The organism is Aeromonas sp. QDB11 (assembly GCF_027705265.1).
GTDB lineage: Bacteria > Pseudomonadota > Gammaproteobacteria > Enterobacterales > Aeromonadaceae > Aeromonas > Aeromonas allosaccharophila.
This window is the reverse complement of record NZ_JAPDBM010000023.1, coordinates 43693-62430: the sequence shown is the minus strand read 5'-3', so window position 1 is coordinate 62430 and position 18738 is coordinate 43693. Positions and strand designations below refer to the sequence as shown.

17 protein-coding genes are annotated in these 18738 nt (G+C 61.1%); 8 read left to right on the top strand and 9 right to left on the bottom strand.

The features are described from left to right. Positions 1–318, top strand: a 318-nt coding sequence (locus tag OKC40_RS10080; protein WP_270795031.1) for an IS3 family transposase, incomplete at its 5' end; no start/stop codon positions are given. A gap of 59 nt (positions 319–377) precedes the next feature. Here OKC40_RS10080 and OKC40_RS10075 read toward each other — a convergent pair. Then, complete coding sequence (locus OKC40_RS10075; RefSeq protein WP_270795029.1) at positions 378–1283, bottom strand: LysR substrate-binding domain-containing protein; 906 nt, start codon at positions 1281–1283, stop codon at positions 378–380. Positions 1284–1385: 102 nt separating this feature from the next. Between OKC40_RS10075 and OKC40_RS10070 the strand changes: the two genes are divergently transcribed. From OKC40_RS10070 to OKC40_RS10055, 4 genes are all read left to right on the top strand, one after another. Then, entirely contained in the window at positions 1386–2378 is a 993-nt protein-coding gene (locus tag OKC40_RS10070; protein WP_058051570.1) for a TDT family transporter, read from the top strand. A gap of 255 nt (positions 2379–2633) precedes the next feature. Then, on the top strand, positions 2634–3623 hold the full coding sequence (locus OKC40_RS10065) for a lipid A biosynthesis (KDO)2-(lauroyl)-lipid IVA acyltransferase (protein ID WP_270795027.1): 990 nt from the start codon (positions 2634–2636) through the stop codon (positions 3621–3623). Between the two features lie 151 nt (positions 3624–3774). Beyond that, the gene (locus tag OKC40_RS10060; RefSeq protein ID WP_270795025.1) at positions 3775–4770 is read left to right on the top strand and encodes an LpxL/LpxP family acyltransferase; all 996 of its coding nucleotides are present in this window, start codon (positions 3775–3777) and stop codon (positions 4768–4770) included. Between the two features lie 193 nt (positions 4771–4963). Then, positions 4964–5824 carry a PA4780 family RIO1-like protein kinase gene (locus OKC40_RS10055; RefSeq protein WP_042657487.1) on the top strand — a complete coding sequence of 287 codons (861 nt, stop codon included), beginning with the start codon at positions 4964–4966 and terminating at the stop codon, positions 5822–5824. A 44-nt stretch (positions 5825–5868) separates the two neighbouring features. Here the strand turns inward: OKC40_RS10055 and OKC40_RS10050 are convergent, their stop codons facing one another. From OKC40_RS10050 to OKC40_RS10040, 3 genes are all read right to left on the bottom strand, one after another. Beyond that, entirely contained in the window at positions 5869–6399 is a 531-nt protein-coding gene (locus tag OKC40_RS10050; RefSeq protein ID WP_270795023.1) for a GNAT family N-acetyltransferase, read from the bottom strand. Then, a complete protein-coding gene (locus tag OKC40_RS10045; RefSeq protein ID WP_270795021.1) occupies positions 6396–7634 on the bottom strand; it encodes a GGDEF domain-containing protein in 1239 nt (412 codons plus the stop codon). Before OKC40_RS10045 ends, OKC40_RS10050 begins: the two co-directional genes overlap by 4 nt. A gap of 263 nt (positions 7635–7897) precedes the next feature. Next, entirely contained in the window at positions 7898–8392 is a 495-nt protein-coding gene (locus OKC40_RS10040) for a prolyl-tRNA synthetase associated domain-containing protein (protein WP_270795020.1), read from the bottom strand. Positions 8393–8557: 165 nt separating this feature from the next. Between OKC40_RS10040 and OKC40_RS10035 the strand changes: the two genes are divergently transcribed. Together OKC40_RS10035 and OKC40_RS10030 are read left to right on the top strand one after the other, a co-directional pair. Beyond that, positions 8558–10987: a DNA polymerase II gene (locus OKC40_RS10035; RefSeq protein WP_270795034.1), complete on the top strand. Its 2430-nt coding sequence runs from the start codon at positions 8558–8560 to the stop codon at positions 10985–10987. Positions 10988–11061: 74 nt separating this feature from the next. Then, positions 11062–11313, top strand: a complete 252-nt coding sequence (locus tag OKC40_RS10030; protein ID WP_005333426.1) for a DinI family protein — start codon at positions 11062–11064, stop codon at positions 11311–11313. 174 nt (positions 11314–11487) lie between these two features. On the opposite strand, the gene OKC40_RS10025 is transcribed toward OKC40_RS10030, so the two are convergent. The 5 genes from OKC40_RS10025 to dcuC all read right to left on the bottom strand — a co-directional run bounded on the left by OKC40_RS10025 (position 11488) and on the right by dcuC (position 17951). Then, positions 11488–12351 (bottom strand): DUF2927 domain-containing protein, encoded by an 864-nt coding sequence (locus tag OKC40_RS10025; protein ID WP_270795018.1) that lies wholly within the window; start codon positions 12349–12351, stop codon positions 11488–11490. A gap of 26 nt (positions 12352–12377) precedes the next feature. Next, positions 12378–12881: a M48 family metallopeptidase gene (locus OKC40_RS10020; RefSeq protein ID WP_005333421.1), complete on the bottom strand. Its 504-nt coding sequence runs from the start codon at positions 12879–12881 to the stop codon at positions 12378–12380. A gap of 144 nt (positions 12882–13025) precedes the next feature. After that, the gene (locus OKC40_RS10015; RefSeq protein WP_270795016.1) at positions 13026–14669 is read right to left on the bottom strand and encodes a hypothetical protein; all 1644 of its coding nucleotides are present in this window, start codon (positions 14667–14669) and stop codon (positions 13026–13028) included. Between the two features lie 192 nt (positions 14670–14861). Beyond that, the gene (locus OKC40_RS10010) at positions 14862–16508 is read right to left on the bottom strand and encodes a bifunctional metallophosphatase/5'-nucleotidase (RefSeq protein WP_270795015.1); all 1647 of its coding nucleotides are present in this window, start codon (positions 16506–16508) and stop codon (positions 14862–14864) included. Positions 16509–16598: 90 nt separating this feature from the next. Further along, positions 16599–17951 (bottom strand): anaerobic C4-dicarboxylate transporter DcuC, encoded by a 1353-nt coding sequence (gene dcuC, locus OKC40_RS10005; protein WP_270795012.1) that lies wholly within the window; start codon positions 17949–17951, stop codon positions 16599–16601. 195 nt (positions 17952–18146) lie between these two features. Between dcuC and OKC40_RS10000 the strand changes: the two genes are divergently transcribed. Then, positions 18147–18611, top strand: coding sequence for a hypothetical protein (locus OKC40_RS10000; RefSeq protein WP_270795010.1), 465 nt, complete (start codon positions 18147–18149; stop codon positions 18609–18611). Positions 18612–18738: the final 127 nt, after the last annotated feature.

Genomic DNA, 18738 nt, shown 5'->3' with positions numbered 1-18738 from the left:
CCGGTACTGGTGCACTCGGATCAGGGCAGCCAGTTTACCGGTGGTGAATGGCAGGACGTTCTGAAGGCCCACAACCTAAGTTGCAGCATGAGCCGACGTGGCAACTGTCACGATAACGCTGTCGCCGAGAGCTTCTTTCAGTTGCTCAAACGGGAGCGGATCAAGCGCAGGATTTACGCGACAAGAGACGAAGCCCGCAGCGACGTGTTTGATTATATCGAGATGTTTTACAACCCAATCAGGCGTCATGGTTCCAATGATGGGCTGTCGCCGGTAGAGTTTGAAAGGCAGTTTATTTTTCAGCAACAAAGTGTCTAGAAAACCAGGGGCGATTCACATCAGAAAAGACCATAACTCAGCGGCGCTCTGAGTGGGCGTTACTCCGGGCTGATCACCTCGGCATCATTCACCTGAGCCCGGCAGAAGTGGAGAAAGTGGCGCAGGGAGGCGGAGTGGTACTTCTGCTTGTGCCAGATGAGGGAGAGCTGGCGCGGGAAGCGGCGGGTGAGGGGAAGGGCCACCAGTCGGCCATCCTTGAGCCGATCGGAGACCGCCAGCCGGGAGATAAAGGAGATCCCCAGCCCCTTCTCCACCGCCAGCATCACCGCCTCCAGGGTGTTGAGCTCAAGCCCTGCCTGCCAGTGGGGCAGCTCGGGCTGGATCTGCCGGATAAACTGCTCGCGGCTGCCCGATTGCGCTTCACGCAGCACCCAGGTCTCGCCGCCCAGTCGGGAGAGGGAGAGTTCCGGCTTGTCGGCAAGCGGGTGGCCTGGGGGAGCCACCACCAGCATCTCGTCCTGCAGCCAGGGTTCGGCGAGCAGGTCGGGGTGGTGGTTCTCCCCCTCGATCAGCGCCATATCCAGCTCGAAGTTGGCCAGTGCATGGCAGAGCAGGTGGGTGTTGTTGATGGTCACCTTGGGGGGCAGCCCCAGCTCCTGTTTGCTGTTGGCGAGCAGGGTGGGGAGCAGGTAGTTGCCGATGGTCTGGCTGGCCCCCAGGCGCAGCTGGCCGCTCGGCTCGGCATCGGGGCTGAACAGGTTCTCGATATCCTGCATCCGGGTCAGCAGCTCTTCGGCGGCCGGTTGCAGCAGGCGCCCCTCGTTGTTGAGCTGCAATCTGGGGTGAATGCGGTCAAACAGCGGGGTGGAGAGCTGGCGCTCCAGCTCCTGCAGCGACTGGGAGACGGCCCCCTTGCTCAGGCAGAGCTCGTTGGCGGCAAGGCCAAGGTTTCCGTAGCGGGCAATGGTGGCGAACACTTTCAGCTGCTGCAGGGTCAGTTTCATGCTGTTTGGTTTTCCTGAACGATTGATTTAATTCATTTAGATATCGTAAACGATAAGCGGCCATTATCCTATCGCCATAGTCATCAATAGAAAGGTGTCATCATGATCGCAAGAACCCGTAAATCACTGGCTGCCGCCCCAACCCCCATGGCGGGTCTGGCGCTCGGCATCGCCAGCCTTGGTTGGTGTTGGGAGAATGCCGGTCACTTCGATGGCCGGATGCAGCTGCTGGGCGCCGCCGTTGCGGCCGTGCTGCTGGTTATCCTGACCTTCAAGTTCCTGCTCCACCCCCGTTTGTTGCTGCAAGATCTGGCTCACCCCGTGGTGGGCAGCGTGGTACCGACCTATGCCATGGGTACCATGGTGGTCTCCAAAGCGCTGGGTATGATTGCGCCGCAAGCGGGCGAGGCCCTCTGGCTGTTTGCCGTGGCGGTTCACCTGCTGTTCCTGGCCACCTTTATCTGGCATCGCGCCAAAGAGTTTGAAATCCACCACATGGTGCCGAGCTGGTTCGTGCCGCCTGTGGGGATCATCGTGGCTGACGTGGCCTTCCCGGGCGGTCAGTTTGCCCCGCTGGCCAACGGCCTGCTCTGGTTCGGGATCATCTGCTACGGCCTGATGTTGCCGCTGATGCTCTATCGCCTGATCTTCAGCCATGAAGTGCCTGATGCGGCCAAACCGACCATTGCCATTCTGGCGGCCCCTGCCAGCCTCTCTCTGGCCGGTTACCTGACCGTCAGTCAGGATCCTTCCTTGCTGCTGGTGGCCGTGCTGCTGGGGATCGCCATCCTGATGACCGGCATCATCTATCTGGCCTTCATCAAGCTGCTGCGCCTGCCCTTCTCGCCGGGTTATGCCGCCTTCACCTTCCCGCTGGTGATCGGTGCCACCGCCCTGTTCAAAGTGGCCCATCTGGTTGAAGGGTTTGCGCAAGCGGCCCACTATGTGGAGCAGATCAGACTGCTGGCCCACTTCGAGCTGGGGGTTGCGACCGTGATCGTCGGCTATGTGGCACTGCGTTACCTGATGTTCTTTCTGCCGCAGCGTGATACCGCAATGAACAACGGCATGGCTCGCCAGGGGGCTCACCGCTAACGCTTGACGAGGTGACATCGGAACATGGTCAAGCAGTGCGCTCAGAGAGCGACGGGATAAGCGACCAGTCATACGATGGATGGACAAAGAGCCACCACTCTGGTTGTGTAATAAGCAAGATGCCCCGCAGTGCGGGGCATTTTTTTGTGGTTTTTTGACCTCGCGCTCGTGTCGGGTTGCTGGCCATGAAATTAACTGGTATTACCTGTCAGGATGACTACAATGCACCACAACTTTTTTGCTTGACCCCGAATCATGTCTCCCCAAGATCCCGTATTTAATTCCTCCTTTGAAACCCGTTTTCTGCATCCCCGTTACTGGTTCAGCTGGCTGGCCCTCGGCCTGCTGATGCTGCTGGCTTTTGTGCCGGTGCGATTGCGCGATCGTTTGGCCGATGCTGTGGCGCCGCTGGTGTTGCGTGTGTCCAAAAAGCAGCTCTATATCGCCAGAACCAATCTGGAGATCTGCTTCCCGGACAAGAGCCCGGAAGAGCGCGATGCCATTGCGCTGACCTCGATCCGGGTCGGCCTCAAGAGTCTGCTGGGATTCGGCGAGTTCACCATGCGCAGCCAGCGTTATCTGATGAGCCGGATGCAGGTGAGTGGTTGGGAACATATCGAGGCGGAGCGGGCAGCCGGTCGGCCGGTGATCCTGGTGGTGCCCCACACCTGGCCGGTGGATGCCGCCGGTTACTGCTTCACCCAGCGCGGGGTGCCCATGTGCACCATGATGAAACGGGCGCGCAATCCGGTGTTTGACTGGCACCTCAACCGGGCACGGGCCAAAAATGGCTGTCGCGTTTATGAGCGCAGCGCCGGGATCAAGGCGGTGATCAGAACCATCAAGAGCGGTCGCAGCTTCTTCTACCTGCCGGATCAGGATCACGGCCGCGAGAAGAGCATCTTTGCCCCCTTCTTTGGCCACCCCAAGGCGACCCTGCCTGCCTTGCCCCGTCTGGTGCAGGTCAGTGGCGTCAAGGCGGTGCCGTTGCTCGCCTGTTACGATGAAGCGAACCACTGCTACCGGCTGGAGATTGACGCGCCATTCGACAACTATCCCACCGAGGATGTCATGGCCGACACCTGCCGGATGAACGATATGGTGCAGCAGCAGCTGACCCGTCATCCCGGCCAGTACATGTGGTTCCTCAAGATTTTTGATACCCGTGAAGATCAGGAGGGGCCGGATGGCCGCTACGAAGAGGGTATTCGCCGGATCCGCAAGGGATTGTCGCCCCACGGCTGATCCTGAATTTGTATGCATTGAAATGGCCCCATGTGGGCCATTTTTTTGTGATAACTAGTCTGATCAGTGCCTTGCAGGCTGGTGGCCAGCCTCTTGAGGGTAGAAAAAAATGTCAGGATAACTACAATAACTGTTTGTTTTTGATGACTTGATGGCCGCCATGTCCCCGTTAGATCCGGTATTTGATACCTCATTTCATAGTCGCCTGCTCCATCCCAAATGGTGGGGTAGCTGGTGCGCGCTGGGGCTGCTCTCCCTGCTGGCATTTACCCCGGCGAGACTGCGGGACCGTTTTGCCGATCTGGTCTCACCGACCTTGCTGCGATTCTCGAAAAAGCAGGCCTATATTGCCGATACCAACCTCAAGATCTGCTTTCCCGAACTGGATGCCGCCGGGCGCCAGGCGCTGCTGCTCAAATCGATCCGGGTCGGGCTCAAGACCTTTATGGGCTTTGGCGAGCTCAGCTGGCGCAGCAAGGCGCGGCTGGCCCGCCGTATCAAGGTCACCGGCTGGGAGCATGTGCAGGTGGAGCAGGACGCGGGTCGGCCACTGATCCTGGTGGTGCCACACACCTGGGCGGTCGATATGATTGGCCGCTACTTCTCCATGATGGGTATCAACATGTGTACCATGATGAAAAGCCCGAAGGATCAGGTGTTTGACTGGTACATCAACCGCGAACGGGCCAAGGCGGGCAAGGTGTATGAGCGCAGTGTCGGCATCAAGCCGGCGGTCAAGACGATCCGCGCCGGTGCCAGCTTCTTCTATTTGCCGGATCAGGATCACGGCCGCGAAGCGAGCGTGTTTGTTCCCTTCTTCGGTCACCCCAAGGCGACCCTGCCCGCGCTGCCCAAGCTGGTGAAACTGACCGGGGCCAGAGCGGTGCCCATCTTCGCCAGTTATGACGAGGATGAGGGGCGCTATCTGCTGGAGATCGAGCCGCCATTCGATCCCTATCCAACCCCGGATCTGCTGGCGGATGTCAATGCCATGAACCGGGTGGTAGAGATGCAGGTGGCCCGTCATCCCGAGCAGTACATGTGGTTTCTCAAGATCTTCGAAACCCTGGAGCATCCGGAGGGGGATGATGGCCTCTATGAAGCGGGGATCCGGCGCATTCGTCAGGGCTTGCCGCCAGAGCCTTGAAAGTTGGCCGGCTTGCGGGCCATTTTTGTTGCCTCAGCGGCGGGTTAAGGTAAGCGGCCGTGCCGTTTTTTCAGGCGCTCAGCTGGACAAAAACAGCGCAAAAAGGGGATAAAAGGGTGTCTTATGAAAGGGAGAGGCAGGTGAGCGTGCGCGGAGCTATCTTCGAGAGCGGAAATAGGGTAAAAGGGCGGCCATGAAAATTCCAAATCGAATCCAACCTCTGGTTGATGACGGCCTGGTCGATGAGGTCGTCAGCCGGTTGATGAGCGGCAAAGAGGCCGACGTCTATGTAGTGCGCTGCGGCGACGAGATCCGCTGCGCCAAAGTCTATAAAGAGGCCTCCAAGCGCAGCTTCAAGCAGGCCGTGGTCTATCAGGAGGGGCGCAAGGTACGTAACAGCCGCAGCGCCCGCGCCATGGAGAAGGGCTCCAAGTACGGCCGCAAGCAGCATGAAGAGGTGTGGCAGAACACCGAGGTCGATGCTCTGTTCAAGCTGGCTGCTGCCGGTGTGCGGGTGCCGCAGCCCTATGTCTGCCTCGATGGCGTCTTGCTGATGGAACTTATCACCGATGAGGATGGCAATGTTGCGCCGCGCCTCAACGATGTGGCACTCACTCCCGAGCAGGCGGTCATCGATCACCACAAGGTGATCCGCTATGTGGTGCGCATGCTCTGTGCTGGCCTTATTCACGGCGATCTCTCGGAGTTCAACGTGCTGGTGGACAGCCAGGGCCCCGTCATCATCGACCTGCCCCAGGTGGTGGATGCCGCCGCCAACAACCAGGCCAAGGCGATGCTGGAGCGGGACGTCAACAACATGCGCAACTACTACGGCATGTATGCGCCCGAGCTGCTCAAGACCCGTTATGCCCAGGAGATGTGGGCGCTGTTTGAAGATGGCAAGCTCACCCCCGAGAGCGAGCTGACCGGCCACTTTGAAGAGAGCCGTGCCGCCATCGATCTCGATTCCGTGCTGCACGAGATCGAGAGCGCCGAGGAGGAGGCCTATGCCCGCCAGGCCCGGATGAAGGCCGAGCAGGAAGACAGCTACTAACGGTTTGCCACTCTCGCTACAAGAGCGCCTTCGGGGCGCTCTTTTTATTGCTGCATCGACTGTGGCCGGGGGGGTAGCTGGTACATCTCCAGCCAGCGGCGATCCCCCGGATGGAAGCGCCGCCCCAGCAACACGCCACCGGCTGCCGTAATGACCTTGCGGGAAACCAGATTATCTTCGCCGCAGCTGATCAGCACCGGCGCCGCCAGCACCTGTTGTTGCACCCAGCACAGCAGCACGGTCGCGGCCCCTTCGCCACGGCGAGAGGGGCGGGTTTCGTAACCGATATGACCCAGCCATTGGTGGGTTGCCTCATTGTCACCGTGACGCAGACGCAGGGTGGCGATGATCTCCTCGCCATCGAGGGCAAAATAGGTGGTGGTCGGCAGGTATCCACTGGGCAAGTTGCGCCCTTTGGCGTGATCCAGCAGGCTCTGTAGCCAGCCGTCCGGATCAAATTGCGCCACCTGATAGAGCGGCAGTCCCGCCTCGGCACATTCGGTGACATAGCGGCGGTAGGCCGGCGCATCTGCCAGCCTGGCCGGGCGGCACTGTAGAGCGGGAACCGATCTCATGACAGGAGCACGCTGGGTTGTAGCGGTTGCGGTTCGCTGTGGTGGTGCTCCAGCACGCAGGCCCGTTGCCTTCCAGCCTGCTTGGCGGCATAGAGTGCCCGATCCGCCCGCAGGTAAGCCGCTGCAAACCCCTCGTCAGGATGCAGCGAGGTGAGGCCGATACTGAGGCTGATAGGTCCCCCCGCCAGCGCTCCGGTTGCCTCGGCGATCTGCTGCTGCAGGGCGTGGCAGTAGGTGGGCAGGCTCTGCGGGTCTGCCATCAGCAGCAGGGCCAACTCATCGCCGCCGAGCCGACCGGCCATCCCCTCGGCGGGCAGGGTATTGGCGATCACATGGCCCACTGCCCGCAACATGGCATCACCGGCGGGGTGGCCGTGGCGGTCGTTGATCTGCTTGAAGTTGTCCAGATCGATCAGCAGCAGCTGGCCGGGGTTCGCCATCTCGCGGGCGCGCAGGGTCACCTGGCGTTCAAAATAGTGGCGGCTGAACAGGCCGGTCAGCTCATCCTGATTGGCACGCCGCTCCAGCTTGCGTTGGGTGGCCAGCATAGCCTGCTGCTGGCGGGTGTGAACCAGACTCAGCAAGAGATAACTGCGGGCGATGGTAAAGAGCAGGCTGAGCAGGATCACCGGACCGAGCAGCGGGTCGGTGAAGGAGTTGGCCGCCAGCTCCGGTTGCCAGAGGTGTTTGGCGATCCGCAGCAGTTGCAACAGCAGTTGCAGCGCGAGCAGCAGGATGGCAAAGCGCAGCACCCGATAGACAGAGGCCATCCGCTGGTAGCGCCAGAGTTGCCAGATAAGCAGCGCAATCTGCAGCGAGAGTACGCCGGAGAGCACGATGATCCGGCTGTGCACATCAGAGAAGGGCTGCTGCAGGGTCGTCAGGGCAAACAGGGCGAAACCGCCGAGGGTGACGGCGGGCAGCAGCCAGCCCAGTTGGTCGGCTTCACGGCGAAAGAAGTGGCGCATCCCCCGTTCATAGAGCAGCGGGGTCGCCATCAGCAGCAGGTTGGTCAGCAGAATATTGGCAAGCGAGGCGTCACCCTCAAGGGGGCGCAGCAGCAGGCAGCTGAAGGCACCGGCGATGGCCAGCTCGCTTCCCGCCCAGTAGAGCAGCGCCCTGATCTGGCGATGGCTGTACCACATGGCGGCGAAAATGGTGGCAACCCCCATATGTGACAGCGTGACGAACAGCACCAGACTCAACAACTGGGCCGAGGAAAACAGACTTGGCATCGAGGGCTCTCTGGAACGGTCACCTGTGAACGAACGGGCGATGGGGTATCGCCTGCTGGCAGTGGCCGATCACAACATGAATTCAACCTATTATCAATTGGTTAAATGGCCTGATGTGCTTGCTCCCGACTTCATGCACGATAGCGACTGCTGACTCGATTTATCGGGTGGTATGGCGCCATTTTATTGTCTTGTCAGTCAATTGTGCTGCGAGAAATATGGCCGTGTTGGCGACAGTGTTGCCCCCACTGCCAGCCCTCGTGTTAATCGCAGGTTGCAGCTGGCAAGCGCATCACGGTGGCCTTCCGGCCCAGATGGGTCAGCAGACGGCGCACGTCGTCGAGGCGGATGATCAGGGTAGCGGTGTTGACCAGCGGATGGCACTGCACCTGTTCGGCCTGCCAGATGGCCTCGTCCACCACCAGCTCCACGGCCTGTTCGCGATCGCGCACCATGGCGAGCAGAGTCACCGATCCCGGGGTGAGGCCGAGCACCGCATCGAGCCGCTCGGGGGAGCCAAAGCTCAGCCGCTTGACCCCGAGCATGACCGCAAGCGCCTTGAGATCGACCCGGCGCTCCTCCGGACTCACCACCAGAAACAGCCGCTCGCTTTTCGGATCGCGCAAAAAGAGGTTTTTGGTCTTGGCGGCGGGCAGGTCGGGCAGCAGCCTGCTCGCCTCCTCACAGGTAAACACGGGGGGATGATCAACACGCTGGTAGCGGATAGCCAGCTGATCCAGCAGGGAATAGATTGCCACAGAGACTCCTTTCGTCGGCGAAGAGTGGTCAGAACGGGATGGGCGGGAATAACGACCGGATCGAGCTTACCAGTTTGACTCCCGCCTCGCAGCCCGCGTGACGATTGCGAGCAGGCACTGTATGAACGTACAATGGTCCCATTCTCGGACAGCCCCTTTACCTTCATGACTGCAACCCAGCCCACCGTACCCGCCACCCCGCCGCTCGACGGTTTTATCCTGACCCGCCATGGTCGGGACGTGCGTGGCCGCAACGGGCAGGCTGCCACCACCGAAATCGTGATGTGGCTCTGGAGCGCGCAGGGGCCGGTGCGGGTGGTGGTGCCGGGGCAGGAGCCGGTGTTCTTTCTGCCACAGAGCCACATGGCGGAGGCGGCCGAGCTGTTCAAAGGTGCCGGGGTGAGCGGGCGGTTTCGCCGCCTGCCGATGCACACCTTCGACGGTCGCCCTGTGGTGGGCTGCTATTTCGCCACCCTGAGCGCCTTTCACCGCGCCATCGAGCTGTTGCTCATTCGCGGGCTGGAGCACTTCGAGGCGGATATCCGGCTGCCGGAGCGCTTTTTGATGGAGCGTTTCATCACCGCTGGCGTGCGCTTCGATGGCCGGGCGGTGAAGAAGGGGGGCAAGCAGGGCTACTGGGAGGTCAACGAGGCGCGCTGCGCGCCGCAGGCGGTGACGCCCACCCTCTCCTGGGTGTCGCTGGATGTGGAGTGCGCCATGGACGGGGCGCTCTTCTCGGTCGGTCTTTACAGCGAGCAGGATGCGCGGGTCATCATGATCGGCGCACCAGAGGCGGATGCCGAGAGCTGGGGCACCAAGGTCGAGTGGGTGACGGATGAAAGCGCCCTGCTTGGCGCGCTGGAGAGCTGGTTCAGCCTGCACGACCCCGATCTGGTGATTGGCTGGAACGTGGTCAATTTTGATTTTCGCCTGCTGCTGCGCCGCGCCGAGCTCAACAAGCGGCGGCTGCGGCTGGGGCGGGGGCGCGAGCTCTGCTTCTGGCGCTCATCCCGCAACGATCCCCAGACCGGCAACGTCATCATCCCCGGGCGCATGGTGCTCGATGGCATTGACACCCTGAAAAGCGCCACCTGGCAGTTTGCCAGCTACAGCCTGGATGCTGTCGCGAGCGAGCTGCTTGGCCGTGGCAAGGATATCGAGGATGTGGCCAATCGGGGGGAGAAGATCACCCTGCTGTTTCACTCCGACAAGGAGGCGCTGGCCCGCTACAACCTGGAAGATTGCAAGCTGGTGTGGGAGATCTTCGACTACTGCCACCTCATCCCCTTTGCCATCGAGCGTGCCTCCCTCACCGGTCTGGAGCTGGACCGGGTGGGGGGCTCGGTGGCGGCGTTTACCAACCTCTACCTGCCGCGGCTGCATCGCGGCGGCTACGTGGCCCCCAATCTGCCGGCCGACGGTGGGCTGGCGAGCCCCGGCGGCTATGTGATGGACTCCAAACCCGGCCTCTATCGCCACGTGCTGGTGCTCGATTTCAAGAGCCTCTATCCCAGCATCATCCGCACCTTCTGCATCGACCCCATGGGGCTTATCGAGGGGCTGCAGCATCCTGAGCACGCCATTCCGGGCTTTCGCGGCGCCCTGTTCTCCCGCGAGCGGCACTTCCTGCCGGATCTCATCGCCACCCTGTGGGCGGCGCGGGATCGGGCCAAGGCTGCCAGCAACAAGGCGCTCTCCCAGGCCATCAAGATCATCATGAACTCCTTCTACGGGGTATTGGGCTCAGGGGGCTGCCGCTTCTACGACCCGAGGCTTGCCTCCTCCATCACCCTGCGCGGTCACGGCATCATGCAGCAGACCCGGGAGTGGATCGAAGGGGAGGGTTTCGAGGTGATCTATGGCGACACCGACTCCACCTTCGTGCACCTTGGCAAGGAGACCAGTCCCGCACAGGCGGACGAGATTGGCCGGCGGCTGGCAAAGATGATCAACGACAACTGGGCTGCGCTGATCAAGCGCGAGTTCAACCTGCCGAGCTATCTGGAGATCCAGTACGAGACCCACTATCGCCGCTTCCTGATGCCCACCATCCGCGGGCTGGAGAAGGGGAGCAAGAAGCGCTACGCGGGGCTGGTGGCTGGCAAGGAGGCGGGGGCAGAGGAGCAACTGGTGTTCAAGGGGCTCGAATCGGTGCGCACCGACTGGACGCCCCTTGCCAAGGCGTTTCAGACCCGCCTCTACGAAATGGTGTTTCACGACCAGGATCCCAGCAGCTATGTGCGTATCATGGTGGACGAGACCCGAGCCGGCCAGCACGACGAGCTGCTGGTCTATCGCAAGCGGCTGCGCCAGAAGCTCGAGGAGTACCAGAAGAACGTGCCACCCCATGTGCGGGCGGCGCGGCTGGCGGATGAGGAGAACCTGCGCCGCGGTCTGCCCCAGCGCTATCAGCATCGGGGCTCCATCGCCTATCTGATGACCCTTAATGGCCCAGAACCGCTGGAGTATCGGCGCAGTGCCATCGATTACGAACACTATATCGACAAGCAGTTGCGGCCCATTGCCGATGCCATCCTGCCCTTTATTGGCGAGTCGTTCGACCGGATCTGCGGTCAGCAGCTGGATCTTTTCTGATTGGTGCAAGTTGGCACTTTACTTCCCATGAATACTGGATAAAAATACAGTTATAAATCATGGAGAAGTTTCCTATGCGTCTTGAAATCATCATCGACAGAAAACATCAGATCCCGACCTCGACCATGGAGGCGCTGCGTCAGGAGCTGCTCAAGCAGCTTGGCGAAAAATTCCCCGACATCCATGTGCGGGTCGCGCCGGGCAGCGCCATGGCCCTGACCGTCAGCCGTGCCAGCAAGGAAGACAAAGAGCTGGCCGAAGCCATGGTGCAGGAGGTATGGGAGAACGCCGAGAGCTGGATGCCGGAAGAGAACGTCGCCTCCTGATCCCGTACTGTCAGTGGATAACTCGGGCGTTGGATAAATGGGTTGCTGATAAACGGGCATGCCCGCGAATGATCCGCTGATCCCCGGACAACAAAAACGCAGCCAGGTGGCTGCGTTTTTTGTTGGTGGCCAGTGGCGAGCGGTGGTTTCTGGCTCTGGGTTGAGCCAGGTCCGTTATAGCCCCGCCCAGCTTTTCAGGCTCTGCTGCTGCACCCGGCGATTGGCCTCGCGGATCTCCCCTTTGGCACGCAGGTCGGCCAGAGCGATGGGGAGTGCGGCGCGTACCTCGTCGCTGCTCATCCCTGGTTTGAGGGCCGGATGGTAGGCCATCTTGAGTAGCACATAGTCCAACCCGGTCAAAAAGCTGTCGATGCTGTTGTCATTGAAGATGGAGGGAAACACCTTGTCCGAGTCGTTGGGCAGCCCCATCACTTGAGTGAACTCCTCCACCACGCAGTCAAGAAAACGCCCCTTGGCCCGGCTGTAGTCCACCGGAATGATGATGGTGGCACGGCTGATCTCGAGTTTCGCATTGGTTGCGAAGTTGGCAAGGCAGAGCCCCTCCTTGAGCGCCATCTTGACCGATGGATCGCCCCCCATGGTGCGGTTGGCCCAGCTCTTCATCTTGCTGTAGTCGGTCATGATCAGGGTGAGGTTGGGCTTTGCGGCCACCATGCTGATGGGGTGGCCGGTGATGCGAGCCAGATGGGCCGCCTGTACCTTCACCACGTCGGCCTGCAGCGGCTTGTCACCCGACTCGTTGATAAGTTGCAGCCGGATCGGCTGCTGCCAGCGGGCAAAACGGGTCTGCCTGGCTTCGCCATACTCCCGCTCCATGGCGATGGCCATAAAGCTCTCGACCAGATAGCTGTCGCTCTGCCAGCGCTCATCGGCACGGGCGCTGTGGCCCGCGAGCAGAAGCAGCAGCGCCAGCAGCCCGCGTGACGCGCGGCGGGGATGGGCAGCGCGGCCCAAGCTGGCCATTACCAAAGTGGCAATAAAGCGGGTGGCACTAAAGGGGGTTGCGGCAAATGACATGTTTCCTCCCTGAAACGGTTGTCAGCCTAGCGGTTGGCCTTGTCGATATCGCGCCAGGTGAGCCAGAGCCTGAGATCAAACTCCAGTTGATGATAGTCCGGCTCCATGTGCTGGCAGAGCTGATAGAAGCTCTTGTTGTGATCCTTCTCTTTGATGTGGGCCAGCTCGTGCACCACGATCATTTTCAGGAACGGGGGCGGCGCCTCCTTGAACAGGGCGGCGATGCGGATCTCGTTCTTGGCCTTGAGCTTGCTGCCCTGCACCCGGCTGACGTAGGTGTGCAGGCCGAGGGCATCCTTGATCACGTTGATCTTGCCATCGAACACCACCTTTGACAGTGGCGCCGAGCTCTTGAGGTAGCGGTTCTTCAGCTCCATGGTGTAGGCAAGCAGCGCCTTGTCGCTCTGGATCTGGTGGCTTTCCGGATAGCGTTTGGCCAGCATCTCCCCCAGCTTGCCTGCCGCGATCAGCTGCTGTACCTGTGCCTTGAGAGGGTCGGGATAGCCGCCCAGATAAGTCAGTTCCGCCATGGTGTCACTCGTTACATCAAAAAGAGCGTCATTGTAGTTATCTCGGGCGGGCTTGCCTACTGCGGGCCGCCGCTGCAAGGCGATCTGGCGCAATAAAAAGGGCGGCCATTGCAACAATGGCCGCCCTGCGGGGCGTATTGACGATCAGCGTCGGCGATAGAGACCCGGATCCACCTCTTCGTAGTGGCTGGTCAGGTATAGATAGAAGGCAAGATGGGAAGGCGAGCTGGGCTTTTTAAGCTCTTCGCTTACCCGCTCCGGCTTGGCGATGATGAACTTGGGATTCTGGCGCTGGATATCGGCCAGTACCCGCTCGCGCACGTCATAGGGCGGATTGACGTTGGCAAAGAAGAGATAGGCGGAGGCCGGCTGGCGATCGGTCCAGAGATAATATTGTGGCTGGATGCCATCGACCCAGATCTTGTCGCTCGGGACTGTCTCGGCCTTGATGCGATCGACCCGTACCTGCGCCGCCGGATTGAAAGGGCGACCCTTGAGGGTGCCTTCCCAGGCGTTGTTGATCAGCAGCAGCAGCATGGCCAGCGTTGCCAGCCAGGGGGTGGCACTGCGCACATCCCAGGCGCGCCAGAGGGGGATGAGGATAAGTACCGGCAGCGCCCACAGCAGGCTGGTGCCGAGCACCTCGTTGACCCGCTCGAGGGACCACTCCTTGGTGCTCCAGCCAAAGGCGAGCTGCTGGGCCAGCAGCCAGCTGGCGGTGAGCACCACCAGCGAGATGCAGAGCAGGCCGATGGCATCTGCCTGCTGTTCGCTGCGATCCAGCAATACCGCCAGCGGCAGCACCGCCAGTTGCAGATAGAGCACGTCGTAGTGATCGAACACATGGCCGGAGACCGAGTTGGCGATCAGGGTAAACAGCACGCCAAACAGGGTCGCCAGCAGGGCGGGCAGATACCACTCCTGACGGCGGCTCAGCATCAGAATAATGAAGGCGGGCAGCAGCATGATGAGGCCGGTGCGCAGCAGGCCGACGGCGCCCACCATGGGGGAGAAGCCATTGCCGTAGCTCCCCTCGAAGAAGATGTCGAAGGCGTAGTATTTGAAGGCCGCCAGCAGATCATGCTGCTGGAAGTAGGCGTAAAGCGGGCCGCCAATCAGCGCCAGCCCCAGCAGGCTGGAGATGAGCAGCAGAATGGCGTCGCGCCACTTCTCGTGCAGACACCAGTGGCAGAACAGCACCAGATACCAGGCGCCCCAGAAGGCGCCGTTGTTGGTGCGCATCCAGGCGACGATGGCGAAGGTGAGGGCCGCCACCAGTGCGGGCCACCAGCGAAATCCCTTGTCCAGCAGCAGGGTGATAAAGGCCCACTGGGCGATGAGGGCGAGGTGGAAGGTCCAGTCTTCGGTCATGTTGCCGTAGTAGTAACGGGTGCCGTAGAGGGCCAGCACCGCCAGCATGGCGCCGAGGCGTGCCTTGAACGAGAGACCGAGCTGGGCAAAGGCCTGCCAGCTGGCCAGCAGTCCGAGCCAGCAGAGCACCCACTCCAGCGCCCAGATCCCGACAAATCCCCCCAGACCATAGCCCAGCGCGTCGAGGGCGAAGATCATCGGCCCCTTGATGTCGATCATGTCGCGATAGAGCACCCCCCCTTCGCTCCACATCTTGCCCATCACCGCAAACAGCGAGGCATCAAAGCCCGGCGCCATGGCATGGAAGAGCGGGTTGCGCAGACAGAAGAGCAGCGCCAGCAGGGCGGTCAGCAGCACGATGGCTGGCTTGATGCCCGGATTGACGCGAGGAGGGGTGAAACGGATGGAGTGATTCATGAAGTCGCCTGTTCCTGCAGCTGGTCTTGAAAGCGGGCCTATCTTGCCGAGCTAGTGAGTGTGATGCAATGGGGCAGGCCCGTGTGGGGCAAATATTCTCGAAAAAGCCCGGTTCTTGCAGGGAACCGGGCGTTGGCTGCGGCAATATTGGCCGTCAGGGGGGATGTGGCAACAGCCATCCCCCCCTCAACCTCAACTGATGTACTCAATCAGGGGGGGCTGCGCTTCCAGCGCGGGCAGATGGCGGGCCCAGCGAATAAAGGCGTCGGCCAGGGTGATGCCGAGCTCCTGATTGTGCTGGGTCAGGGTACGCGCCAGTGCGGTATAACCCTCCTTGCCGGAGGCGGTATAGGCACTGGATACCCCGCGATAGATCTGCTCGGGATTGACCGCTTGCCACTGGCCGGGGGCGGGTTCCCACTCCAGTCGGGTGATGCGCTGACCCTTGGGCAGATTGGCCTGATAGGTGAATCGCACCCCCGCGGTATAGGGGAAGCTGCCGTTGCCATTGCCGATCACGCCATTGTTGGTGGCGTTGTCGATGGCATTCTCCAGCGCCTCCGCCAGCTCGTGACCATGCACCCGATAGAGGGTGAGCGGAATGGCAAACGGCAGCAGGCGACCGGCAATATCCGCTTCGCTCAAGGGGCCCGGCTCCAGCGAGCAGCGCACGCCACCGGCATTGTGCAGGGCAAAGTCCACCTCGCCCACCTGTTCGCGGGCGGCGGTCAGCATGGCGTGGGCCACCAGCGGGGCGAGCTGGCTGCCGTGGGGCAAGGTGGCATCCGGCAGCCGCTGATGGGGCAGTGGCGCCGCCAGTCGGGTGACGATGCGCTGGCTCATGGTCTCGATCTCCGGCCGGTAGCGTTTGGCCAGATGCTGTTCGAGCTGTGGATCCGGCTCGCAGAAGGTGAGCCCGACAGGTGGCGTGGAAGCGAACGGCCAAGGCTGCCAGGGGAGCCACTCCAGCTGCCCCTGACTTTGCACGACGCGGCCCGCCTTATCGAAGGTGAGCTCGCAGACACCGAGGCAGAGGGCGCTGTGGCCGGCGTGCAGAATGGCTACCCCGTTATTCATTAGCGGATAGCTGCCTTCGCTTGGCAGACCCAGCGGCGCGAGATCCCCCAGCAGGCTGTGGGTGTGGCCGCCGATGATGAGGCTGAGCTCGGGGAAGCGCTCGGCCAGCAGCTTGTCCTGATCCAGCCCGAGGTGGCTCAGCAGCACGATATGCTGGATCCCTTCGCTCTTGATCTCCCGCAGCACCTTGGTGAGGGTGTCGGCCACCGCGTGGAAACGGGTGTGGGGATCCGGGTTGGCGATGGCGGCCATCTGGGCGAGGGTGATCCCCAGTAGCGCAAAGGGAACCCCGTCGATCACCCGGCGATGCCAAGGCTGATGGGCATCGTAGAGGTGGGGGATATCCCACAACCCGAGCGCCGTGTCGGCCGGCTCCTGGCTGTTGTCCAGATTGGCGGCCAGCACCGGAAAATCGAGCTGGCGCAAAAACTCCACCAACGGGCCGTTGCCCAGATCGAACTCGTGGTTGCCGAGCACCATGGCATCGGGGGCCAGCATGGCGAGCAGGTCGGCGTTGGCGCGCCCTTTGAAGCGGTTGAAATAGAGCGAGCCCTGAAAGGAGTCGCCACCGTGCAGAAACAGAAAATGCTGGCCGGCTGCTGCGGCTTGGGCACGCAGTTGGGTCAGTCGGGTCAGGATCCGGGCATATCCGCCGCACTGGGTGCGCCACTGGCTTTCACCAACAGGGGAGAAGCTCATCGGCGCGCCATCGAAGTGGGAGTGGCAATCACTGAAATGGGCAAGTTGAACCGTAATACTCATCTCGGTCCTCCTTAGGGGAAAATGAGCACCGAGTCTACTGCAAAGGGGGGGGAGGATACCAGCCCGGCAGGGTGCCGGGCTGGTCAGCGATCAGGCGGGCACCATGATCTGGGTGGCAATGATCACCACCAGCAGGCCGACGCCCACCGGCAGGAAGGTACGTTTGACCACCTCGAACGGCGAGAGTTTGCCCATCCCCGCACAGGCGACCACCACACCGGAGACCGGCGAAATGGTGCGACCCAGGTTGGAGGCTTGCAGCATCGGGATCACCAGATAGGCCGGGTTGATGCCCAGGCTGCTGGCCAGGTTGGGGATCAGCTCCACGAAAGCGTAGAAGGGGGCGTTGCCCGAGCCAGTGGTGAAGGCGGCCAGGGTGGTGATCACCACCAGTGACAGCATCATGATCATGCCGCCCGAGCCGAGATCCTGGGCGTGGGTCAGCAGGGTGTCGATAAAGCCGATGGTCATCAGACCCTGGGCAAAGACACCGGCACCGACCAGCAGCATGACCACACCGGCAAAGGCGTCAGCCATGTTGCGCCAGCAGACCTGCAGACCGTCCAGCAGCTCCTTGCCATTGCGGATACGCACGAGTTCCAGCAGGCTGGCCAGCACCATGCACATGACGATGATGGTGACGATATCCAGCTGCGGGCCCCATTTTCCGTCAAATATCAGCACCCCGATGATGGGGGTGAACGGCAGGATGGCGTAGAAAGCGGGGGCGGTAGTCACCAGATCGCCCGGTGCAACCGGCTCGTTGTGCTCGCCGGATTTCTGGTCAAGGTAGCGCTGCCAGAAGAAGTGGGTCACCGCCATACAGGCGATCGCCACCAGCGAGATAGGCAGGGTCAGCTTGAAGGCAAAATCCAGCAGCGGCATGTTGGCGGCCTGAGCAGCCATTACCACGTCACCGGAGGTCGGTGCCAGAATGATGGCGGCTGGCGAGGCGCACACGGCGGCTGCCGCGCCACGGGAGATCCCCATGTTGACCATCAGCGGGAACAGGGTCGCCATCAACAGCACGCCAAGACCGGTGGCAGAGCTCACCGCCAGTGACATGGCACAGGCAACCAGATAGGCGGCCACCAGCAGGATGTAGGGGGACTTGATGATGCCGAGCGGTTTGCTGGCCAGCTTGACCAGAATGGTGTTGGCGCCGATATGGCTCATGTAGCCAGCGAAGCCGCACAGCACCATGATCAGCATCCCCAGTCCACCGCCACGATCGTTGAGCAGGAAGCGGATGTATTCGAAGATATCGGTCGCAATGTAACCGGTGCTGACGACTTTGCTCGGCAGTACCGGCTTGCCCATCATGGCGGTGACGACCAGCAGCAGCAAGCCGCCGCTCAGCAGCACCCCGGTCGCGGAGTATCCTTTGAAAATGGCACGGCCCACCACCAGGGTGACCAGGGTGCCAATAATGAGTTCCAGCATATGTTGCCTTCTGATTGGATGAGAGTGGAGGGAGTCTATTCCGATAGGGGTAGGCTGGCGACCGGAAACCGGATGTTGTGTGAGCTAAATCAACGTTTCACCCCGTGAACAGAATTAAAGAAAGGTAAAGGCACTTTACCCAGCGGGTTTGGCTACCTACCCTTGCCAGCCTTGGTTGTCTTTTGAGGCTTTTATATGGCGATGGGTGAATTTATAGGCGTTAAACGCTGTCTTTTCCTGCTTTTGCTGATATTTTCACCTACTTGCGTGTTTGCAGTGACCAATGACGGTTTTCATCAAACCGGCCCCCATCAGGCGGTCGCCATGCGGCGTCTCATGGCACCCCACTCTTACGGCGTACTGGTGGTCGCCGAGGGGAACAGACCCCGTTTTGCCGCGCTGGCATCCAAAACCACCGAAGCAAACTGCCTGGCCCGTCACGCCATCCGGGTGGATGGGGTCGCGCTACTGGCCACCCCGCGATTTTATGCCAAAGAGGGAAAACGGGGTCTTTGCGAGCTGTGGCTCAACGAGGGGGCAGATCAGGACTTTTTTGCCAACCGTCTTAAAAATGATCATTTTATTCAGATAGATGGTCATGACATCAATGTGAAAAACTACCACCTCGACTGGCAGCGGATCAGCCGCCATGCTCAATAAAAATACAGTTTTGGCCTTGTGCCATACTTTGCTCACGCAACCTGTGAGCGTGCTCTGATTTCTGGGCCCATCATTGTATTGCGCCGCCTCTTCGTCACACATAGGCTATACCCGTCATCTGTGTGGC

Coding starts and splice junctions, on each gene's coding strand:
- OKC40_RS10035 (WP_270795034.1), top strand. CDS start 8,558: ATGACTGCAACCCAGCCCACCGTACCCGCCACCCCGCCGCTCGACGGT.
- OKC40_RS10025 (WP_270795018.1), bottom strand. CDS start 12,351: ATGTCATTTGCCGCAACCCCCTTTAGTGCCACCCGCTTTATTGCCACT.
- OKC40_RS10055 (WP_042657487.1), top strand. CDS start 4,964: ATGAAAATTCCAAATCGAATCCAACCTCTGGTTGATGACGGCCTGGTC.
- OKC40_RS10060 (WP_270795025.1), top strand. CDS start 3,775: ATGGCCGCCATGTCCCCGTTAGATCCGGTATTTGATACCTCATTTCAT.
- OKC40_RS10030 (WP_005333426.1), top strand. CDS start 11,062: ATGCGTCTTGAAATCATCATCGACAGAAAACATCAGATCCCGACCTCG.
- OKC40_RS10065 (WP_270795027.1), top strand. CDS start 2,634: ATGTCTCCCCAAGATCCCGTATTTAATTCCTCCTTTGAAACCCGTTTT.
- OKC40_RS10075 (WP_270795029.1), bottom strand. CDS start 1,283: ATGAAACTGACCCTGCAGCAGCTGAAAGTGTTCGCCACCATTGCCCGC.
- OKC40_RS10045 (WP_270795021.1), bottom strand. CDS start 7,634: ATGCCAAGTCTGTTTTCCTCGGCCCAGTTGTTGAGTCTGGTGCTGTTC.
- OKC40_RS10010 (WP_270795015.1), bottom strand. CDS start 16,508: ATGAGTATTACGGTTCAACTTGCCCATTTCAGTGATTGCCACTCCCAC.
- dcuC (WP_270795012.1), bottom strand. CDS start 17,951: ATGCTGGAACTCATTATTGGCACCCTGGTCACCCTGGTGGTGGGCCGT.
- OKC40_RS10070 (WP_058051570.1), top strand. CDS start 1,386: ATGATCGCAAGAACCCGTAAATCACTGGCTGCCGCCCCAACCCCCATG.
- OKC40_RS10015 (WP_270795016.1), bottom strand. CDS start 14,669: ATGAATCACTCCATCCGTTTCACCCCTCCTCGCGTCAATCCGGGCATC.
- OKC40_RS10050 (WP_270795023.1), bottom strand. CDS start 6,399: ATGAGATCGGTTCCCGCTCTACAGTGCCGCCCGGCCAGGCTGGCAGAT.
- OKC40_RS10000 (WP_270795010.1), top strand. CDS start 18,147: ATGGCGATGGGTGAATTTATAGGCGTTAAACGCTGTCTTTTCCTGCTT.
- OKC40_RS10020 (WP_005333421.1), bottom strand. CDS start 12,881: ATGGCGGAACTGACTTATCTGGGCGGCTATCCCGACCCTCTCAAGGCA.